Below are 20,671 nucleotides of genomic sequence, written 5' to 3'. Positions count from 1 at the left end.
AAACGGGACAGTTCAGGTATGTTGTTATTGTTAACCGCTGTTATTTGTCGAAATGAATAACAGTACGAATACTTTCACCTTTGTGCATTAGGTCGAAAGATTCATTAATGTTTTCCAGTGGCATGGTGTGGGTGATGAATTCTTGTAGACCAAATTCTCCCGCCATGTAACGGTTTACGATTTCTGGTAATTCAGAGCGGCCTTTAACACCACCAAACGCGCTACCTCGCCATACTCGGCCTGTTACTAGTTGGAATGGTCGAGTTGAAATCTCTTGGCCAGCGCCAGCAACACCAATAATGACCGACTCACCCCAGCCTTTATGGCAACATTCTAGTGCACTACGCATAACGTCAACGTTACCGATACACTCGAATGAAAAATCAACACCGCCATCGGTCATTTCTACAATCACGTCTTGGATTGGTTTATCAAAGTTTTTAGGATTGATGCAATCTGTTGCCCCTAGCTTCATTGCTAGCTCGTATTTGCTTTCATTGATATCAACACCAATGATACGGCTTGCCCCAGCCATTTGAGCGCCAATAATGGCAGAAAGACCAATGCCGCCTAAGCCGAAGATAGCGACAGTATCGCCTTTTTGTACTTTTGCGGTATTAAGTACTGCGCCCATACCGGTTGTTACGCCACAGCCTAATAGGCAAATTTCTTCCAGTGGTGCTTCTTTATTTACTTTCGCCAAAGAAATTTCAGGTAGAACCGTATATTCAGAGAACGTAGAGCAACCCATGTAGTGATAGATAGGCTGACCATCTTTGTAAAAGCGAGTGGTGCCGTCTGGCATTAAGCCTTTACCTTGCGTTTCACGAACGGCTTGGCATAGGTTAGTTTTGCCTGATTTACAGAACTTACATTCGCCACATTCTGCGGTATAAAGTGGGATAACGTGGTCGCCAACAGAAACGCTCGTTACGCCTTCTCCGATCATTTCAACGATACCGCCACCTTCATGACCTAAGATTGAAGGGAAAATACCTTCTGGATCATCGCCTGACAGTGTGAATGCATCGGTGTGGCAAACACCTGTCGCAACGATTTTAACTAACACTTCACCTGCTCTTGGCAGCATGACATCCACTTCTTCAACTGATAAAGGTTGGTTTGGACCCCAAGCAATAGCCGCACGTGATTTGATAAATTGGTCAGTCATATTGATACCTTAATTCCTAATGTGAATAGAATGATTGGTCACTCACTCAGTGAGTTCACTGGGGTGCCAAGTGAGTCGTCAGTTGTTTACGATTAACTGGGGGACTCAATATAGAATGAAGTTTAGTACTTTTTCGAGATTTGATAATCCAACTAAATAGCAAATCACTATTACATATATGTAATAATAGGCAGTGTGAGTTTTAGATATAGTGTTGAGGGTAATAATGGACAAGTGGGAAGGCGTTATTGAATTTGTGGCTGTAGCCGAAGTCGCAAGTTTTACTGAAGCGGCAAATCGTCTTTCAACGTCGGTTGCTCAGGTGAGCCGAAAAGTTGGACGTTTAGAGCAGCGTTTATCGAGCAAACTGCTCAACCGGACGACCCGAAAAGTGACCTTGACGGAAGTCGGACAAACCTACTATCAGCACTGCCGACATTTAGTTGATGGCTTGGATGCAGCAGAAAGAGCGGTCACTGATCTTCGTACGAGCCTGAGTGGTAAAATTAAGATTACGGCTCCGGTTACCTATGGTGAACAAAAGCTGACGCGGCATTTGAATCAGTTTTTACTGCAACACCCGGATGTGAGTTTGGAAGTGGTGCTGTCGAACCGAAAATTGGATCTATTGGAGCACGGCTTTGATCTGGCGATTCGGCTAGGCAATTTAGATGACTCCAGTGCCATTGCGAAACGTTTATCCTCTAGGCAAATGCATGTGTGCGCGAGCCCTGAGTATTTACAAGGTTACGGGGAACCCCACTCTTTGTTGGAACTCAATCATCATCAGTGTTTACAGGGTAGTAATGCCTACTGGCGCTTTATGGAGAATGGTGAGAAGCGGCAGTTAAAAGTCCAAGGCCGAATGCAATGCAATAGTGGCAAAGCGTTAGTGGAATCGGCATTGCAAGGGCTCGGGATTGCGCAGTTGCCAGATTACTATCTTGAAGAACACTTAGCGAATGGTGAGCTGGTAGAGTTACTTACTCAATACAAAGATGAGAAAGAGGGAATTTGGGCCTTGTATCCTCACAATCGATTTTTGACAGCGAAGGTAAGAAGCTTAGTGGATTATCTGTCCGACGTATTGTGATAGGCGCTATGGGTGTAGAACTCGATGCAAGAGAATAACGAGATTGCTATAATCCGATTTAAACCAACTTCGATGAGACAAAGCCGTGAGTGAGCAACCTTTACCAAGTTTTAGTGCCGAAGATGAAGCTTACATGCGTCGAGCGATGGAGCTAGCCGAACAAGCTGAGTCTGAAGGTGAAGTTCCCATTGGTGCATTATTGGTGAAAGACAACCAAATTATTGCAGAAGGGTGGAACCAATCTATATCCACTCACGATGCTAGTGCGCATGCTGAAATGCAGGTATTGAGAAAAGCAGGGCAGGTACTGCAAAACTATCGTCTATTGGATACCACGTTGTACGTGACACTAGAACCTTGCCCTATGTGTGCGGGCGCTTTATTGCATAGCCGCGTTAAAAGAGTGGTTTATGGTGCTGGCGATCCAAAAGCCGGTGCGGCAGGCAGTGTACTTAACCTGTTTGAAAGCCAAGCGTCCTATCATTATGCTGAAGTTGAATCTGGGTTGTGTGAGCAAGCATGCCGAGAGCAGCTACAGGCATTTTTTAAAAGACGTCGCAAAGAAAAAAAAGCACTGAAACAAGCCAATAAGTTGGAACTTGAGAACAATAACCGTACTGTTTGAGCGTCGATGTAATGGGAGTATGTACTGTTCGATAGAGAGTTAGGGGCTTGAAGTTTAGCGGTTTTTGAAGATGAAAGGTTATAAAGGCAAACACCGGGCGGCGTTTGCCAATTGGGTTGTTACTCTTCTAGAGTCATTGCAAAGCCACGACAACGCCAAATAACTTTCTTTTTGTTATTCGATAGCATGCGCTTACGACGGTTAGAAGATACAGATTGTTGCTTGAGTCGGTTTGCCGACCTTTTTTTAGAGAACATAAAATTCCCCTTATCATTATCACCATAAAAGTTAAACCTCGGAGTGGGCCTACAGTACGGTGTTGTCTGTTAACTAACTGGCTTTAAACTTTGAACAATCAATTACCTCTGAGCTTCTCCTGCTCCCATTGTAGAGTGCAACTAACGTTCTAATGTTACTTGATGTTGTACAAGTATGAGCTTAATGCCAAGCCTTCTTTCACTTGAAAGTGAACCTTAGTTATAGGCGGTATTTGTTACCGTTCTATGAATTCATCTTAGAAGTGACGATGCCTTGTTAATTCAATTTGAATGAATCAAATGGGCATCATGTGACATAATGTTTTCAGTCACAAATTTAATGTATGGCTTTAATGATTACTTTGCAAGAGGTGATGTGTGGCACATATTACGGAAATGTGAAGCATGCCACCTATTTAAAGGTGGCATGTCTTATTTAAGCGTTTAACGAACCAAAAATGGCGGTTATTTACTTGGTAATGTTGAGGCAGAAGCCGATGTATCTGCATCAGGTGATAGCGTTGCACTGGCGCCTGAAATAGGAATATCGATCACTTGCAGATCATCCATTGAAATTTGCTGCTCAATAATGCGCTTCTTATCAATATGCCCAATGATAGATTGGTAGTAACGGCGGATGTTTTCTACATAATTACGAGCTTCATCACCGCGAGCATAGCCATAACGAGTCCTGCTGTAGTACTTTTTCTTTTTCAACAGAGGCAATCTGTCTTTCACGTCAGCCCATGAATCTGGATCTGCACCCTGAGATTTAGTTAGGCGTCTTGCATCCATCATATGACCGTAACCGACATTGTATGATGCGAGCGCAAACCAAATTTTCTCATGCTCAGAGATAGAGTCGGGCACTCGGGCAACGATTCGGCGTAGATACTCCGCGCCACCACGAACCGATTGCTCTGGATCGAGCCGATTCGTCACACCAACGATTTTAGCGGTTGGCAATGTAAGCATCATCATGCCTCGCACACCTGTGGGCGACTTGGCAACAGGATTCCAATGAGACTCTTGATAAGCGAGTGCCGCAATGAGACGCCAATCAAAATCTTTAGCGTACTTCTTAAATAAGGGCTCCCATTTGGGCAGTGTTTTATCAAGCGCACGAATGAAAGCTCGTGTATCGACGTAGTCAAAGCTTTCGACGTGGCCAAAGTATTTCTCTTCCAGCTTAGCTAACTTTCCTGACTGCTTTAAATTACCAAAAAACTCAATCAGCAAGGCATAAAGGCTTTCATCATCAGAACGGCGCATAAACCAAGAAATAGGTTGGTCTTCGGTAACTTCAAAGGCGACAGCTAAAGAGGGGTAAATACGCTGCGCCAATGAAAGCTCGACAGAGTCAGCCATGGTTAAAGGTAATTCCCCTGTCGATACTTTAAGCATCAGATCATTGACGTCGGAATTATCGTCTGTCCGAAAAATGATCGCCGGTTCATCTTTTTGCATCTTGGCGAGGCTATCTTCAAAATGTGAGCCTTTGACGACCACTAAAGGAATTTGTCTCTCGACCAATTGGTTTAAGTTACGAGGCCGCCATTGTCCCTTTTTGTAGACAACCTGTTGGCTTACGTAGTAGTACGTTGGGCCCGCTCGAAATTGTTTTAGGCGTTGAGGAGTATGGCTTAACCCTGCTGCTATCATGTCGATCTCGCCACGTTCTAGTGCCGGGAATAACTCCGCCAAGCGATAGGCAGGTTTCATTTCAAGTTTTACATCTAGGCTTTTAGCAAAGCGCGTCGCGAGCTCGTAATCTAAACCAGTAGGGCCATCTGGGCCGATGTAATAGGAAAGTTGATTGTTAAGAGTGCCAACGCGCAGCGTGCCGCGTTCGCGGATTTGGTCTAGTTCACTTTTTGGGTCAGATTCGATCTGACAACCAGACAGTCCAGTGGCAACTGCCAACCAAAATGTGAGGGAGAATAGCCAAGAAATCGGGGCTTTTATCTTCAATTCTTAATACTCATACTAAATCATAGGCTTCTTTATACCAAAGCCGTAATCAGTGGCATAGCACCATTAAATAAAACAGTGAAAAGCCGCTTAAAAAAGGCGCATTTCCGATAGAAAGCAAAAAAAAGGCGCAAACGGTTGCTTTTGATGGTTACGTCACAAAAAAATTAATCTATAATACGCCCGCAAACGTAGAGGAGAAATTGGCATAAGTTTGGGTGTTAATCCTAACTGATTGAATTTATTCCAATATCACCTTAATCAATTGCAAAAGAGACCTAAGCACATGAAAATTATGCGTGGCTCCCCAGCTCTATCTGAGTTTCGAGTTAACAAGCTTATCGAGCTTTGTCGTGAATTAAGCCTACCTGTATCTGGTATTTATGCTGAGTTTATGCATTTTGCTGACGTGTCGGCTGACTTAGATGCGTCTGAAGTTGAGAAGCTTGAAAAGCTACTGACTTACGGACCAACCATCCAAGAGCATGAGCCTGAAGGTCTTTTACTTCTTGTGACGCCTCGTCCTGGCACGATTTCTCCTTGGTCTTCAAAATCAACTGACATTGCTAATAATTGTGGTCTAGATAAAGTTAAACGTCTAGAACGTGGTACGGCATTCTACGTTGAAACTGAGCAAGCGCTAACTGAACTTCAAATCGTTGAACTGAAAGCGGTGCTACACGATCGCATGATGGAAGTTGTTTTTAGCGATGAGAACCAAGCAAATGCGTTGTTCGCCGTTGCTGAGCCGGCACCGGTTGCAGACGTCGACCTGCTTACTGGCGGCCGTAAGGCGCTAGAGAAAGCAAATGTAACCTTAGGTTTGGCACTTGCTGAAGATGAAATTGATTACTTAGTTGATAGCTTTGTAAACAAGTTGGGTCGCAACCCAACGGACATCGAACTGATGATGTTTGCTCAAGCTAACTCAGAGCATTGTCGTCACAAGATTTTCAACGCCGATTGGACGATTGATGGTGTTAAACAAGAGAAGTCTCTGTTTAAAATGATCAAAAACACGTTCGAAACGACGCCAGAACACGTGTTATCAGCATACAAAGATAATGCAGCGGTAATGACAGGTTCAACTGTTGGCCGTTTCTTCCCAGATCCAGAAACGCGTGAATACAACTATCACCAAGAGAAAACACACATCTTGATGAAAGTAGAAACGCACAACCACCCTACGGCAATTTCTCCTTGGCCGGGCGCTTCTACAGGTTCAGGCGGTGAAATTCGTGATGAAGGCGCAACCGGTATTGGCGGCAAACCAAAAGCAGGTTTGGTGGGTTTCTCGGTATCTAACCTTAAAATTCCTAACTTCGTACAGCCATGGGAAACGGATTTTGGTAAGCCAAGCCGTATCGTGACAGCCCTTGATATTATGCTAGAAGGCCCGCTAGGTGGCGCAGCATTTAATAACGAGTTTGGCCGTCCTAACCTATTAGGTTACTTCCGTACTTACGAAGAAAAAGTGAACTCGCACAACGGTGAAGAAGTACGTGGTTACCATAAGCCAATCATGCTGGCTGGTGGTCTGGGTAATATCCGTGATGATCATGTTCAGAAGAAAGAGATCCCAGTAGGCGCAAGCTTAGTGGTTCTTGGTGGTCCAGCAATGAACATCGGCCTTGGTGGCGGTGCGGCTTCTTCAATGGATTCTGGTTCTTCGTCTGAAGATCTAGATTTTGCTTCTGTACAGCGTGAAAACCCAGAAATGGAGCGTCGTTGTCAGGAAGTGATCGACCGTTGTTGGCAGTTAGGTGACGATAACCCAATCGCATTTATCCACGATGTGGGCGCGGGTGGTATCTCGAACGCATTGCCAGAGCTAGTAGACGACGGCGAGCGTGGCGGTATCTTCAACCTACGTGACGTACCAAACGATGAGCCGGGCATGAGCCCACTTGAAATTTGGTGTAACGAATCTCAAGAACGTTACGTAATGGCGATTGCAGACAAAGATATGCCAGCATTCGACGCGATTTGTAAGCGTGAACGTGCACCATACGCAGTCGTAGGTAAGGCAACAGAAGAGCGTAATCTTAAGTTAGAAGATTCACACTTCGACAATACGCCTATCGACATGCCAATGGATATTCTTTTAGGCAAAACGCCGAAGATGCACCGTGATGCGAAAACGTTGAAAGCGAATAACCCAGCGATCGACCGCACTGGCATCGAAATGAACGATGCGATTGACCGCGTTCTTCGTTTGCCGACTGTTGCTGAGAAAACGTTCCTAATCACTATTGGTGACCGTTCTGTTACTGGCCTTGTTGCTCGTGACCAAATGGTTGGCCCTTGGCAGGTTCCGGTTGCTAACTGTGCGGTAACGGCAGCAAGCTACGACACTTACCACGGTGAAGCAATGTCACTGGGTGAGCGTACGCCAGTTGCACTTCTAGACTTTGGCGCATCGGCTCGTCTAGCTGTCGGTGAAGCGATCACCAACATCGCCGCAACAAACATCGGTGATATCAAACACATTAAATTGTCGGCTAACTGGATGTCTCCAGCGGGTCACCCTGGTGAAGACGCCGGTCTTTACGAAGCGGTGAAAGCGGTCGGCGAAGAGCTTTGTCCTGCTCTAGGTCTTACTATTCCGGTAGGTAAAGACTCAATGTCTATGAAGACCAAGTGGGAACAAGATGGCGAGCAAAAAGAAGTCACTTCTCCGCTTTCTCTTGTTATTACCGCGTTTGCGCGTGTTGAAGATGTTCGTAAGACGATCACGCCTCAACTTCGTACAGACAAAGGAGATTCAAGCTTAGTTCTTATCGACCTTGGTAACGGCAAAAACCGCCTAGGTGCAACCGCACTTGCTCAAGTTTACAAGCAGCTTGGTGATAAGCCAGCAGACGTAGACAACGCAGAGCAGTTGAAAGGCTTCTACGAAGGTGTTCAAGCGCTAGTGGCTAACGACAAAGTGATTGCTTACCACGATAAAGGCGATGGCGGTCTATTCGTTACATTGGCTGAAATGGCATTTGCCGGCCACTGTGGCGTTAACGCGAATATTACTGAGCTTTCTCCATCAGCAAACGGTGGCGACTCACTGGCGGCGCTATTTAACGAAGAGTTAGGTGCCGTGATTCAAGTTCGTAATAGCGACCTTGATGAAGTACTTTCAACGCTGGCGGCAAATGGCCTAGAGTCTTGCTCTCACGTTGTTGGTAACGTTGTTGATTCAGATGAGTTAGTGATTACGTCTGGCGACCAAGTGGTTGTTAAGCGTAACCGTACTGAGCTACGTACTATCTGGGCAGAAACGACGCATAAGATGCAGTCAATGCGTGACAACCCAGCATGTGCAGACCAAGAGCACGAAGCGAAGAAAGACAATTCAGACCCAGGTCTGAACGTTAAATTAAGCTTTGATGTGAACGAAGACATTGCAGCACCTTACATTGCTAAGGGCGCAAAACCTAAGATGGCTATCTTGCGTGAGCAAGGCGTTAACTCACACGTTGAAATGGCAGCCGCCTTTGACCGTGCTGGTTTTGAAGCAACAGACATCCACATGAGCGACATCCTAACGGGTTCTGCGGTACTTGAAGAGTACAACGGCCTTGTTGCTTGTGGCGGTTTCTCTTACGGTGACGTATTGGGTGCTGGTGAAGGTTGGGCGAAGTCAGTTCTATTTAACGAACAAGCTCGCAACCAATTTGAAGGCTTCTTTAAGCGTGAAGATACCTTCTCTCTGGGTGTATGTAACGGTTGTCAGATGCTATCTAACTTGCGTGAGCTTATCCCTGGCGCTGAGTACTGGCCTCGATTCGTACGCAACGAATCAGAGCGCTTTGAAGCTCGTTTCAGCTTGGTAGAAGTTCAGAAGTCTGATTCTGTATTCTTCAATGGCATGGAAGGTTCGCGTATGCCAATCGCAGTTTCTCACGGTGAAGGCCGCGTAGAAGTGCGTGATAACGAGCACCTAACAGCGATTGAAAATTCAGGTACAGTTGCACTTCGTTATGTTGATAACCAAGGTAACGCTACGCAGCAATACCCGAATAACCCGAACGGTTCGCCAAACGCTATCACAGGTCTTACAACGACGGATGGCCGTACTACAATCATGATGCCTCACCCAGAGCGTGTATTCCGTACGGTTGCAAACTCTTGGGCTCCAGAAACTTGGGGTGAAAATGGTGCTTGGATGCGTATGTTCCAAAATGCGCGTAAGAACATTGGTTAATTAAAGTTCTGCTAAGAAAATGACAAAAGCCGCTGATGTTTCAGCGGCTTTTTACTGAGTGCTCTTTTTTTATGTAAAAGAAAAATAGGCTTAGAAATGTACGAGCAATTTAGACATATTTGTGTTCTAATGCGCGGCTTGCAAGGGACTGGTATAAATTGCGCAAGGCCAACACCGAACGGTTATGCCATGCGATCCCTTATTAATTCTTAGGAATGTGAAAATGGCTAACAGCAAAAAATTTGATTTCCAAGTAGTAGAAAAACGTAACGGCTGGTCTGCAGAGATCATTCGTCAGGTTTCTGCTCGACGCACAACCGTATCTAAACGTGAAACTGGTTTTGAAACAGAAGCACTAGCAATTGAGTGGGCTGAAAAAGAGCTAGCTCAATTTGTTCAACACCAAGCTGAACGTAATGTTCGCAAAGGCGAGCAACGCAAAGAAAGAGAAGCAGCAGTAGAAGCAAAAATTGCAGCAGCCGAGCAAAGAGCGGCAGAGCGCAACCTTGAGTCTGACGACGAAGAGTAATCGCTGCTTGCTATGAATAATAAAAAACCGCTGAAGTCTGACTTCAGCGGTTTTTTTATTAATAGGTAACAGGAAGTAGGACGGATTTCATCCTACAGGTTACAGGGAAGTCATTGATGAGTTCAGGGCTAGAGTCAAAAATACCGTAACCCGTAACCTATTATTTATTTCTTCTCTGGAATCGCTTCTAGCAACGCGACCATTTGTTCCCAGAAAAGGGCAACCGTATCAATTTTCACTTTCTCGTCTGGCGAGTGAGGGAACTTGATGGTTGGGCCGAAAGAAACCATGTCCATTTCTGGGTATGGTTCTTTGAATAGCCCACATTCTAGACCTGCATGGATAACCATGATATTTGGTTTATGGCCGTAGATGCCTTCATACATATCACGGAAAATTACCATGATCTCTGAATCAGCATCGGGTTTCCAGCCTGGGTAAGCGCCGCCAAATTCAATGTTTGCACCCGCTAGTTGAGCGACAGACGTTAGCATGCCTTCTACTTGGCTGCGGCCAGAATCAATCAAAGAACGAATTAAGCATAGTACGGTTACTTTATCTGAATCGGTCGTAATAACACCAACGTTCAGAGACGTTTCTACCACACCTTCAACGTCGTCACTCATGCGGATTACGCCATTAGGGCAAGCGTTTAATGCTGCAATAAAACGAGATTGAGAGTCGGCATTGAAAGCGGCTTCAGTTGTGTCTGCCGCTTCGTTGAAAGAAACAATATCCGTTTCAATTTTACCAAGTTCAGTACTTAGCAAAGAAGTATAGAATTGGAACAATTCAGCCAGCTTCGTTTCGTTCTCTGCAGGAACGGCAACCGTTGCAAAAGCTTCACGAGGGATGGCATTACGTAGGCTACCACCACGGAATTCAACCAAACGTAAATCAAGCTCAGCAGCGTGACCCGCTAAAAAGCGTGCAACCAATTTGTTTGCATTGCCACGACCAGTGTGAATATCACAACCTGAGTGACCGCCTTTAAGGCCTTTTAGTGTCAGTTGACGAACAACAAACTCTGCAGGAATGGCTTCACGAGTAATATCAAACGTCATTTCGCCGTCGATGCCGCCAGCGCAACCCATGTAAACTTCGCCTTCTTGCTCTGAATCGGTGTTCAGCAAGATATCGCCTTCAAGCCAACCGGCTTCTAGGCCAAACGCGCCTGTCATGCCTGCTTCTTCATCAATAGTTAGAAGAACCTCAAGTGGGCCGTGCTTAATGTCGTTAGATGCAAGAACGGCTAAACATGATGCCATGCCCATGCCGTTATCTGCACCCAGAGTAGTACCTTTAGCTGTTACCCATTCACCATCAATGAAAGGCTGAATTGGATCTTTAGCAAAGTCATGGTCAGTGTCTTCGTTCTTTTGTGGCACCATATCGATATGAGCTTGAAGAACAACGCCTTTTTTGTTTTCCATACCAGCGGTTGCTGGCTTCTTGATGAAGACGTTACCGGTAGGATCACGGCGTACGTCTAAACCTTGTTCTTTTGCCCATGAGATAATGTATTGAGCAAGTGCCTCTTCATGTTTTGAAGGGTGGGGGATAGAACAGATTTTATCAAAGAATTGCCATAGCGGTGCTGGCGACAATTGGCTGATTTCAGAGTGGAATTCAGACACGGATGACTCCTTAACTGGTTATTTTGCCGAATATGCAGGGTGTAAACTAATAAATGTTAGTCAGATATACTGCGTAATTGGTTCCTTTCAGAGCCGAACAGCATACCACTGACTGCATGCGAGCAGTAGTGATACTCTTTCTTAATCGCAATAAAGTCGTAACAAATAATAGACATCCTGTCAGCTTTTAAGTCCACATTTATAAAGCAACGAGAGCGATGTACACAGACTTATCTCGCAAATAACTAAACTGTAATTTAATTACAGTTTGTAGTTGATTAAAGTCAATATTCAGCAAAAAGTGTGAGCTAAAGCATATTAATTGTTGTAATTAATTTTCTTGATGGTATATTAATAATCAACTTCGAAAGCGAAGAAAAAATGCTCAAAGGATGAGTCCGTTATACCGCCTCCACGGAACCGAGAATCAAACTAAATTTTATTGATTGAAAAAGGTGATTATTATGAATGGTATGTCTTCTGCAAGTTTCTGGTCTTCTTCATACGTATGTGTGACAAACGCCGTTAACTTCAAAAATTTTGCGGGTTTTGGTTACTAAGCTGTAATCTGAATTTGTGAATTGAACTTTATGTTCACCCCAATAATTGGAATTTTTTTACGGCCATTTGGCTGACAATATTCTACCGCCACTCAGACTTTGAGTGGCGTTTTTTTTGCCTGCTACTTAGTCTACCCCTTCTATAAATGACGTGAATATCATCCATCTGCCTCTCATTGCCTATCAAGAGGTACTTTGCATGGGCTCTTGCTCAATTAACGCCGAAAAAATGTCATGAGTGTTGAATAAATACTAAAAACAACGCATTCACAGCCTAACTCTGTCTTTGATTTTACTTGTTGATTAATATGATTTTTTTGTTCATACTAAAAATCATGCTGCTAACGTATTCAGTTTACGCCTTAAAATACGAGTAAAAGCTCAATTGTCACTAGAAATTGCTATTTGATAACTTTATAATTCGCGCCAATCGTTTACGCAATCGATTGTCTTTTTGCCAATCTAGATAAGTAATTACCACTACTTACCTAGATTGGTTTTTAACTTTTAGGAAATGGATCATGCTTGAGAAGCTTTTTAAACTAAATGAAAACGGAACGACTATCCGTACTGAAATTATCGCGGGTATTACAACCTTTTTGACCATGGCTTACATCATTTTTGTAAACCCTGCGATTTTGTCTGATACGGGTATGGATCGTGATGCGGTGTTTGTCGCTACTTGTTTGGCTGCGGCGATTGGTTGTTTTGTTATGGGTATTGTCGCTAACTACCCGATTGCTCAAGCGCCAGGAATGGGATTGAACGCATTCTTTACCTATTCTGTTGTGCTGGGAATGGGACATACGTGGCAGGTAGCACTTGCGGCTGTATTTGTTTCAGGTCTTCTTTTCGTTCTTTTGAGTATCTTCAAAATTCGTGAGTGGCTGATCAATTCAATACCAATGTCATTAAGAACAGGTATTTCTGCTGGTATTGGTCTTTTCCTTGCGCTTATCGCTTTAAAAAATGCAGGCATTGTTGTTGGTAACCCTGCGACGTTGGTTTCATTAGGTTCAATTACATCGCTGCCAGCCGTTTTAGCTGCGGTGGGTTTCTTCTTAACAATTGCACTTGTTCATCGCGGAATGAAAGGTGCGGTAATGATCGCAATTCTTGCGGTGACGGCTTTAGGCATTCTATTTGGTGATGTTCAGTATCATGGCATCATGTCTACACCACCAAGTTTAGCACCGACGTTCATGCAACTAGACTTCTCTGCAATTTTTGAAGTAGGCATGATTTCGGTTATCTTTGCTTTCTTATTCGTTGACCTATTTGATACCGCAGGCACGTTAGTTGGTGTGGCTCAAAAAGCGGACTTCATTGGTAAAGATGGCAAGATTCCTCGTCTTAATCGTGCGTTGAAGCTGTAGAATTTCTCGATTTTTCACCGATTTCCCATGTTTTTATCGTCATTAATCCTACTGGCAACGGCGTAAATACTGCTCGATGGTAGCGGCCTTTATCATGGTAAGGAAAGATAGAGCGACAGGATGAGAGTTAATTTGGGTTTTTCGCTGATTTTAGAGGTTTTACCCTCTAGATGATGCAATTCCGTAGCTTTTCCATGTTGTGAAGCATGCTGAACATCGCCCATTGGGCGTTCACTTTCTCTTGTCCTCTTAGCGTAAATCGATTCATCTGTTTGTTGACGGTGATGTTGCCAAAAACAGGTTCAACACACCCAAGCCGTTTACTGTATTGCCGCCTTCCTTCTGGGCTATCAATCTTGTCTTTCATGGCTTGCATGTGGTCAAAGTCTTTGGTGTTTTTGTAGATGAAGAAGACTTGTCGACCGACTTGCTTGCCAGGCGGTTTTCTCATGCACAGCGGTTGATGAACGCATTGTCTGCAGTCGTTTAGGTATCCACAAAACTGAGCACCACGCTCTCCACGGATGACGGCGTTCTTGCTGCTCAGCCGCATCATATTTCCTGCAGGGCATCGGCAAGTCATGTCGTCTTGGTTGAACTCGAACATAGAAATGGAGTAACAGGTTTTACCTGTTTTCGAGCGTTTCTTTCGTTTTTTCGCTTGCTCGGTCTGATAGGTTTCACTGTTTTGAAACAGCGGATTACGGCTGCGAAATCCAGTGTCTGCTATGTAACAATCATAAGGAGTCTCAGACAGGAACTTGAGGTTGGTTTTACTATGAAATCCGCTGTCTGCGGTGAACTTGGTGGTGCGCTTTGAGCTGTTGGGTAGCTTCTCTAATTGTTCTTTCAAAGCGAGCACTGCAGGCTTTAATGTTTGCTGTTCACCAACGCTTCCCCACACTTGGCTGTGTAAAATAATTTGGTGCTTGTCATCCGTGATGGCGATGCCGTTATAACCTTGAATCGTACCTTTTGAGGTGGTCATTTTAGCGCTGTCATTGTCCGTGATGTTGCTTTTTACGGGTTTTTTACTGCTGCCCAATTTGTCTTTAGTGCTCGCCAGAAATGAACCTATTTTATCGGCGCTGCTATCAAGCTTTTGTTTTTGTCTTAGGTCTTGTTCGATAACTTCATTTGGGAGCGAATCTTGGCTTTGATGACGCTCGATAATTCGCTGGCTCGCCCCGCTGTAGTTTTTCTTTTTTACGGCGAAGCTCTTCGTGTGTGCCACTCCATTCCTTACTGGCATTGGATGAAATTTTACAGCCATCAATAGCAAACATGTTACGGCCTATTAGGCCTTGTTCATCGCATATCATGAGAACCTGAGTGAACAGTGGTTCGATGGTGTCCTTCATTTGTGCGATGAAAGCCGCGATAGTGGTGAAGTGTGGTCGCTCGTCGCCCGATAAGCACATGAAAGTGACATTGTTGATGCAGGCTCTTTCTATGCGTCGGCTAGTTAACATGCCGAGGGAATAGGCGTAAAAAATAACCTTAAGCATGATGGAGGGTGGATAAGCCGCCGCCCCGTTTTTGTCGTTGTGGTAGTGCGCATCAAAGGGCGAGAGGTCGAGGTGGTTATCGACAATGTGGGAAATCGCATACTCAATAGTTCCGGGGATGAGTTGTTCATCGATGATGATAGGGACGAACATGTTTTGGTTCGAGTAATCGGTTTTGAAGTTGGGCATAACCGTGTCTTGTGGCGAATAATTTAGATTAGATCACAAGGAGTTAGTGCGTTCAAGTTCATATCGTGATGAAATGGCGGCAGGATCAGAATTGAGACGGGCGAGGAGAAATTCTACAGCCTCGTTGCTAGCGGATTCAACAGCAACATCGATTGGTGCGCTATTGGGTACATCAAATACGACTTCTTATGTTGAAAGTGTTTCAGGTGTGGCTGCTGGTGGTCGAACAGGCTTAACTGCGGTCGTAGTTGGCATTTTATTCCTACTTGCATTATTCTTCTCGCCATTAGCTGGTATGATCCCAGCATACGCGACGACAGGTGCACTATTTTATGTCGCTATATTGATGCTTTCCGGCTTGGTGAGTATTGATTGGCGAGACCTAACAGAAGCAGCACCGGTTGTTGTAACCTGTCTTCTTATGCCTTTAACGTTCTCCATCGCTGATGGCATTTCGTTAGGCTTTATTGCATACGCTGTAATCAAGCTATTTAGTGGCAAGGGACGTGAAGTATCATCGAGTGTTTGGGTGATGGCTGCAATTTTCACCTTAAAATTTGTCTTAACCGCAGGTTAATTTGACCGAAACAGGTTTCAATCATTATGAGCAATAAATTTATCATCACTTGGGACAATATGCAGACATATTGTCGTCAGCTTGCAGAAAAACAAATGCCAGCAGAACAGTGGAAAGGCATTATCGGTGTTAGCCGTGGTGGTTTGGTTCCTGCTGCAATTTAGGCTCGTGAGCTAGGTATTCGTTACGTTGATACGATTTGTATCTCAAGCTACGACCACGATCATCAACGTGATATGACAGTACTTAAAGCACCAGAAGGTGACGGTGAAGGTTTCTTGATCGTAGATGATTTGGCAGACAGCGGTGATACCGCTCGTAAAGTTCGTCAGATGTACCCAAAAGCAAAATTAATTACCGTATGTGCTAAGCCTGCTGGTGTTGATCTTGTTGATGAGTACATTGTCGACATCCCACAAGATACGTGGATCGAGCAACCTTGGGATATGGCTGTAACATTTGTTGACCCTATCAACAAAAAGTAACACGCTACCGAAATCCAATTTTTTGAAAATGACCCTACCATGGGTCATTTTTTTTATTACTATATAAGTAATTTCAGTACGATTGAGTGTCTCATGAGCGAAGAAATCAGCAAAAACCTATCTGAAAACCTATTTGTTAAACACAAACAAGCCAAAGAAACTTCTGGGTTAACTCAATACATCCCAAGCAGCCTAGACATGTTAGAGGAAAAGAAACGTAATGGAGGTTACTCTTGGTACCGTAACCTCAGACGTTTACAGTGGATTTGGCAAGGTGTAGATCCAATAGAGCAGGAAGGGGTGTTGGCTCGTATTGCCGGTTCTGTTCATTCTCGAAGTGATGATGAATGGCTTGATACCGTCATGGGGTACCATTCAGGTAACTGGGCTTACGAATGGACGAAGCTAGGGATGCAGCATCAGAAACGCGGTAATGAAATGGAAGGCGAAGACGGTGCAGACCAACTGTTTAACGCTGCTCTGTGTTTTAGCATTGCGGGCTACCCTCATTTAAAAAATGATAACTTGGCATTACAAGCGCAAACTCTCGCCAACGGAGCGTATGCCGAAGGGGCCAAAAGAACCAAATACGTTGTTAAGCAAATTGAAGTCCCTTATAGAAACAAGAAAATCATTGCTAACCTACACCTTTCACAAACGGATAAACCTCAACCTGTCGTCATTGTTAGTGCCGGACTCGACAGTTTACAGACGGATATGTGGAAGCTGTTTCGAGACTACTTAGCACCAAAAAATATCGCGATGCTTACTGTTGATATGCCGTCTGTTGGCCATAGTGCCCATTGGAGTCTCAGTGAAGACTCATCGTGTTTGCATCAAGCCGTGTTGGAGCACTTGCCTTCATTACCTTGGGTTGACCACTTTAAAGTCGGTCTATTAGGGCTTAGGTTTGGAGGTAATGCGATGGTGCGTTTATCATTTTTAGAACAAGATAAAATAAAAGGGTGTGTCACCTTAGGCGCGCCAATTCACGACATACTAGCGTCACCCGCCAAGTTAAAAGAAATGCCAAAAATGTATTTAGATGTTTTGGCGTCTCGCCTGGGGAAAACAACGGTTGATATTAATAGCCTAGCGGGACAAATGGGAGCATGGTCGCTGAAAGCACAAGGAATTTTGAGCAGCCGCCGAACCAAAGTGCCCATTTTAGCCATGGGTTTAGAAAATGATCCAATCTGTCCTTATAGTGATAACCAAATGGTGGCGATCTTCAGTGAATATGGCAAGGCGAAGAAAATTCAATCAAAAAGTATCACTCAAGGATATGAGCAATCCCTCGATTTAGCGATAAAATGGCTGGAAGAAGAATTATTTAGGTGACATTTGTTAAAAATTAGTTAAGCATCAATGTTGTATGGAATTTGATCCCTATGATACTTAAGGCTCGATGCCTTGGTGTGAATTCTAATAATTGAAATGGAGATTCAATATGTCAGATGTGACCGCGAGTCCAACCCATTACCGTTTGCTATCGACCTTAAAGGCTATTGGTCCTTACTTGAGAGAACCGTTGTCTGAAGACGGTCATTATCTATTCGATTGTCTGTCTGTTTGCGTGAGTGATAAGAAATCCCCTGAAGAGCGTGAGTTTTGGGGATGGTGGATGGAACTTGATAAACAAGATTCCAATTTTGTTGCGACCTATCACTTAGGTTTATACAACGAAGAAGGCAATTGGGTTGATAAAAAAGTCCCAGCCAAAGCGTTACCTGAAGTACAACGGACACTGGATAGCTTTGATGAGAAGCTGCGATTAGAATTACAAAAGAAGTTTGAATTAACCCACGAACTTCATCCAGATTCAGTTAAAGTTACCGAATAACCAGTTTTCTCGGGCTAATTCAATTAAAAGGCGCATTTATGCGCCTTTTCTGCTTGTGAAATGACGTCTTCATTGTTACAACATTGGTCTATTTGTTTTTAAACTATCGAACATGACAATGAATCAAACCCAAGGGAAATTGGCTAAATCACAAACCATCGTGGTGAAGTTAGGCACAAGTGTATTGACCGGCGGGACACTCGAGATCAATCGACCACATATGGTTGAATTGGTACGTCAGTGTGCTGCATTGAAACAGCAAGGCCACTCGGTCATTCTGGTTTCTTCTGGCGCAATTGCGGCAGGGCGTGAGCACCTTGGGTACCCCACACTCCCCAATTCAATGGCAAGTAAACAATTACTTGCTGCCGTAGGCCAAAGCCGTTTGATTCAGACGTGGGAATCACTGTTTGATTTATTCGGCATTAAAATTGGTCAAATGTTGCTAACTCGCGCAGATTTAGATGATCGTGAGCGATTTTTAAATGCTCGAGATACCATCAACGCATTAGTAGATAACGGTATTATTCCTATCGTGAACGAAAACGATGCGGTGGCGACCTCTGAAATTAAAGTGGGCGATAACGATAATCTATCGGCATTGGTGGGGATTTTGTGTGGCGCAGATAAGCTGCTCCTACTGACTGACCAGCCGGGTTTATTTACTGCCGACCCTCGAAAAGACCCTAACGCGGAGCTGATTCGTGAAGTGCGAACCATTGATGAAACGTTGAGAAAAATAGCTGGCGACAGCGGTACAACGCTTGGCACTGGTGGTATGGCAACAAAACTGCAAGCCGCAGATATCGCTCGTAGAGCGGGCATTGAAGTGATTATTGCAGCAGGCAGCAGCGACAACGTGATCTTTGATACATTGAGCGATACACCTCCTGGCACTCGTTTTCTACCGTTAGCTGAAGCGTTAGAAAACCGTAAACGTTGGATTCTTGCAGGCCCAGCAGCTTCTGGCGACATCGTCATCGATGACGGCGCTGCAAATGCCGTGATTGGACGTGGCAGTAGCTTATTGGCGAAAGGCATAGTTAAAGTTCAAGGAAGTTTTGCTCGCGGAGAAGTCGCCCGAGTCTGCAACATTCACGGCGAGTTAGTTGCGCGAGGCATTACGAGTTACTCCAGCACAGATTTAGACAAAATTATAGGTAAGCACAGTAAGGATATCAGTGCGGTACTTGGTTATGAATACGGCTCTGAAGTCATCCATCGTGATGATTTAGTCGTTATCCAAGAATAGAAACTGGGCTCTAACCAAGCATATAAACTTTAAGGAGAATTATTGTGGATTTAACAAATATGGGAATCGCGGCTAAAGACGCGGCTTTCCACCTTGCGACAGCATCGACAGCACAAAAAAATCAGGCGTTGGCTATCATAGCTGACGAACTGGAAGCGAACAGCGCCGCTATTTTATCGGCGAATGAAAAAGACATTCAACTTGGTCGTGAAGCCGGGCTAACTGAGGCATTACTTGACCGATTGTTACTCAATGAAGAGCGATTGGCAGGAATTGCAAGCGATGTGCGTAACGTTATTAACTTGAACGACCCAGTTGGCAGTGAAATTGACAGCAAAGTACTTGAAAATGGCATGTCTTTGTCTCGCCGTCGAGTTCCTCTTGGTGTGGTTGGTGTTATTTATGAAGCGCGCCCTAATGTGACCATAGATATTGCCGCATTGTGCTTAAAAACAGGTAATGCAAGCATTTTACGTGGCGGAAAAGAGACGTTCCACTCGAATATGGAATTGGTAAAAGTGATTCAATTGGCGCTTGAAAAAGCACAGTTGCCCGCTGCTGCAGTCCAGTACATTGAAAAGCCGGATCGCGAGCTGGTATCAAAATTACTTAAGCTTGATCAATACGTTGATATGATTATTCCTCGTGGTGGTGCTGGTTTACATCGTATGTGTAAAGAAAATAGTACCATTCCTGTGATTATTGGCGGCTTTGGCATTAGCCACATTTTCGTCGATGAAAGTGCCGATCTTGAAAAATCACTCGACGTAGTGATTAACGCAAAGGCACAACGACCATCAGCCTGTAACGCGCTCGACACTCTTTTGGTTCATCAAGCCGTTGCGAAGCAGTTTTTGCCAATGCTTGCCAACAAGTTGAAAGGTGAAGTCGAACTTGTTGCGGAGCCGAAAGCTAAAGCAATACTTGCAAGTGATGATTCGGTTCGCGAAGCAGTCGAAGGTGATTTTGATACCGAATGGTTGAGCTACACTCTGGGCGTTAAAGTCGTGATGGATATTACTGAAGCCATTACCCATATGCGTGTGCATAACGCGAGCCACTCTGATGCGATTATGACGAATAGCCTGGAAAGTGCCGAGCGTTTCATTAATTCAGTCGATTCCGCAGCGGTGTACGTCAATGCCTCAACTCGCTTTACCGACGGCGCTCAGTTTGGTTTAGGGGCAGAAGTGGCAGTATCAACTCAAAAGCTACATGCTAGAGGCCCTATGGGGTTAGAAGAGCTAACGAGTTATAAATGGGTGGGTAAAGCCAATTACTTAGTTCGAAGCTGATTTTGGTCGGAATGAACGGCTGTGAAGCGCTATTTGGTTAACAAAACGATCACCAAGTTTATGAAAGGGCTCATTTGAGCCCTTTTTTGTTTTCCTTCCGATTCT

The 20,671-nt window shown here is 44.4% G+C and carries 12 protein-coding genes and 4 pseudogenes; 11 read left to right on the top strand and 5 right to left on the bottom strand.

Annotated elements, in window-relative coordinates; genetic code table 11:
- Window positions 1–40 precede the first annotated feature (40 nt).
- Window positions 41–1,171, bottom strand: coding sequence for an S-(hydroxymethyl)glutathione dehydrogenase/class III alcohol dehydrogenase (locus VTAP4600_RS11240; RefSeq protein WP_102522879.1), 1,131 nt, complete (start codon window positions 1,169–1,171; stop codon window positions 41–43).
- Window positions 1,172–1,397: 226 nt separating this feature from the next.
- On the opposite strand from VTAP4600_RS11240, the gene VTAP4600_RS11235 reads away from it, so the two are divergent.
- Together VTAP4600_RS11235 and tadA are read left to right on the top strand one after the other, a co-directional pair.
- Window positions 1,398–2,264 carry a LysR substrate-binding domain-containing protein gene (locus tag VTAP4600_RS11235; RefSeq protein WP_102522878.1) on the top strand — a complete coding sequence of 289 codons (867 nt, stop codon included), beginning with the start codon at window positions 1,398–1,400 and terminating at the stop codon, window positions 2,262–2,264.
- Between the two features lie 133 nt (window positions 2,265–2,397).
- Window positions 2,398–2,889 carry a tRNA adenosine(34) deaminase TadA gene (tadA, locus tag VTAP4600_RS11230; RefSeq protein WP_231897913.1) on the top strand — a complete coding sequence of 164 codons (492 nt, stop codon included), beginning with the start codon at window positions 2,398–2,400 and terminating at the stop codon, window positions 2,887–2,889.
- Window positions 2,890–3,008: 119 nt separating this feature from the next.
- Here the strand turns inward: tadA and VTAP4600_RS25945 are convergent, their stop codons facing one another.
- Complete coding sequence (locus VTAP4600_RS25945; RefSeq protein WP_172443117.1) at window positions 3,009–3,146, bottom strand: hypothetical protein; 138 nt, start codon at window positions 3,144–3,146, stop codon at window positions 3,009–3,011.
- A gap of 465 nt (window positions 3,147–3,611) precedes the next feature.
- Entirely contained in the window at window positions 3,612–5,111 is a 1,500-nt protein-coding gene (gene mltF / locus VTAP4600_RS11225; protein WP_172443158.1) for a membrane-bound lytic murein transglycosylase MltF, read from the bottom strand.
- Window positions 5,112–5,403: 292 nt separating this feature from the next.
- Here mltF and purL point away from each other — a divergent pair, with 292 nt between their 5' ends.
- The gene (purL, locus tag VTAP4600_RS11220) at window positions 5,404–9,315 is read left to right on the top strand and encodes a phosphoribosylformylglycinamidine synthase (protein WP_102522876.1); all 3,912 of its coding nucleotides are present in this window, start codon (window positions 5,404–5,406) and stop codon (window positions 9,313–9,315) included.
- Between the two features lie 223 nt (window positions 9,316–9,538).
- Complete coding sequence (locus tag VTAP4600_RS11215) at window positions 9,539–9,844, top strand: DUF3622 domain-containing protein (RefSeq protein WP_102522875.1); 306 nt, start codon at window positions 9,539–9,541, stop codon at window positions 9,842–9,844.
- Between the two features lie 164 nt (window positions 9,845–10,008).
- On the opposite strand, the gene VTAP4600_RS11210 is transcribed toward VTAP4600_RS11215, so the two are convergent.
- Window positions 10,009–11,481 (bottom strand): aminoacyl-histidine dipeptidase, encoded by a 1,473-nt coding sequence (locus tag VTAP4600_RS11210; RefSeq protein ID WP_102522874.1) that lies wholly within the window; start codon window positions 11,479–11,481, stop codon window positions 10,009–10,011.
- A 1,081-nt stretch (window positions 11,482–12,562) separates the two neighbouring features.
- Here VTAP4600_RS11210 and VTAP4600_RS11205 point away from each other — a divergent pair.
- Window positions 12,563–13,408: pseudogene (locus tag VTAP4600_RS11205) on the top strand (NCS2 family permease); the annotation flags it as partial.
- 175 nt (window positions 13,409–13,583) lie between these two features.
- Here VTAP4600_RS11205 and VTAP4600_RS25780 read toward each other — a convergent pair.
- Window positions 13,584–15,114 (bottom strand): annotated as a pseudogene (locus VTAP4600_RS25780) (transposase).
- Between the two features lie 121 nt (window positions 15,115–15,235).
- On the opposite strand from VTAP4600_RS25780, the pseudogene VTAP4600_RS11190 reads away from it, so the two are divergent.
- The 6 genes and pseudogenes from VTAP4600_RS11190 to VTAP4600_RS11165 form a co-directional block, all read left to right on the top strand.
- Window positions 15,236–15,691 (top strand): annotated as a pseudogene (locus tag VTAP4600_RS11190) (solute carrier family 23 protein); the annotation flags it as partial.
- Window positions 15,692–15,717: 26 nt separating this feature from the next.
- Window positions 15,718–16,176 (top strand): annotated as a pseudogene (gene gpt / locus VTAP4600_RS11185) (xanthine phosphoribosyltransferase).
- A 93-nt stretch (window positions 16,177–16,269) separates the two neighbouring features.
- The gene (gene frsA / locus VTAP4600_RS11180) at window positions 16,270–17,517 is read left to right on the top strand and encodes an esterase FrsA (protein WP_102522873.1); all 1,248 of its coding nucleotides are present in this window, start codon (window positions 16,270–16,272) and stop codon (window positions 17,515–17,517) included.
- Window positions 17,518–17,626: 109 nt separating this feature from the next.
- Window positions 17,627–18,019, top strand: a complete 393-nt coding sequence (gene crl / locus VTAP4600_RS11175) for a sigma factor-binding protein Crl (protein WP_102522872.1) — start codon at window positions 17,627–17,629, stop codon at window positions 18,017–18,019.
- A gap of 112 nt (window positions 18,020–18,131) precedes the next feature.
- Window positions 18,132–19,271, top strand: coding sequence for a glutamate 5-kinase (proB, locus tag VTAP4600_RS11170; RefSeq protein WP_415239659.1), 1,140 nt, complete (start codon window positions 18,132–18,134; stop codon window positions 19,269–19,271).
- 44 nt (window positions 19,272–19,315) lie between these two features.
- On the top strand, window positions 19,316–20,566 hold the full coding sequence (locus VTAP4600_RS11165) for a glutamate-5-semialdehyde dehydrogenase (protein ID WP_102522870.1): 1,251 nt from the start codon (window positions 19,316–19,318) through the stop codon (window positions 20,564–20,566).
- Window positions 20,567–20,671: the final 105 nt, after the last annotated feature.

Origin of the sequence: Vibrio tapetis subsp. tapetis, from assembly GCF_900233005.1 — a bacterium.
GTDB lineage: Bacteria > Pseudomonadota > Gammaproteobacteria > Enterobacterales > Vibrionaceae > Vibrio > Vibrio tapetis.
Note: the sequence above shows the minus strand (reverse complement) of the source record. Positions and strands in the feature narration are given on the sequence as shown.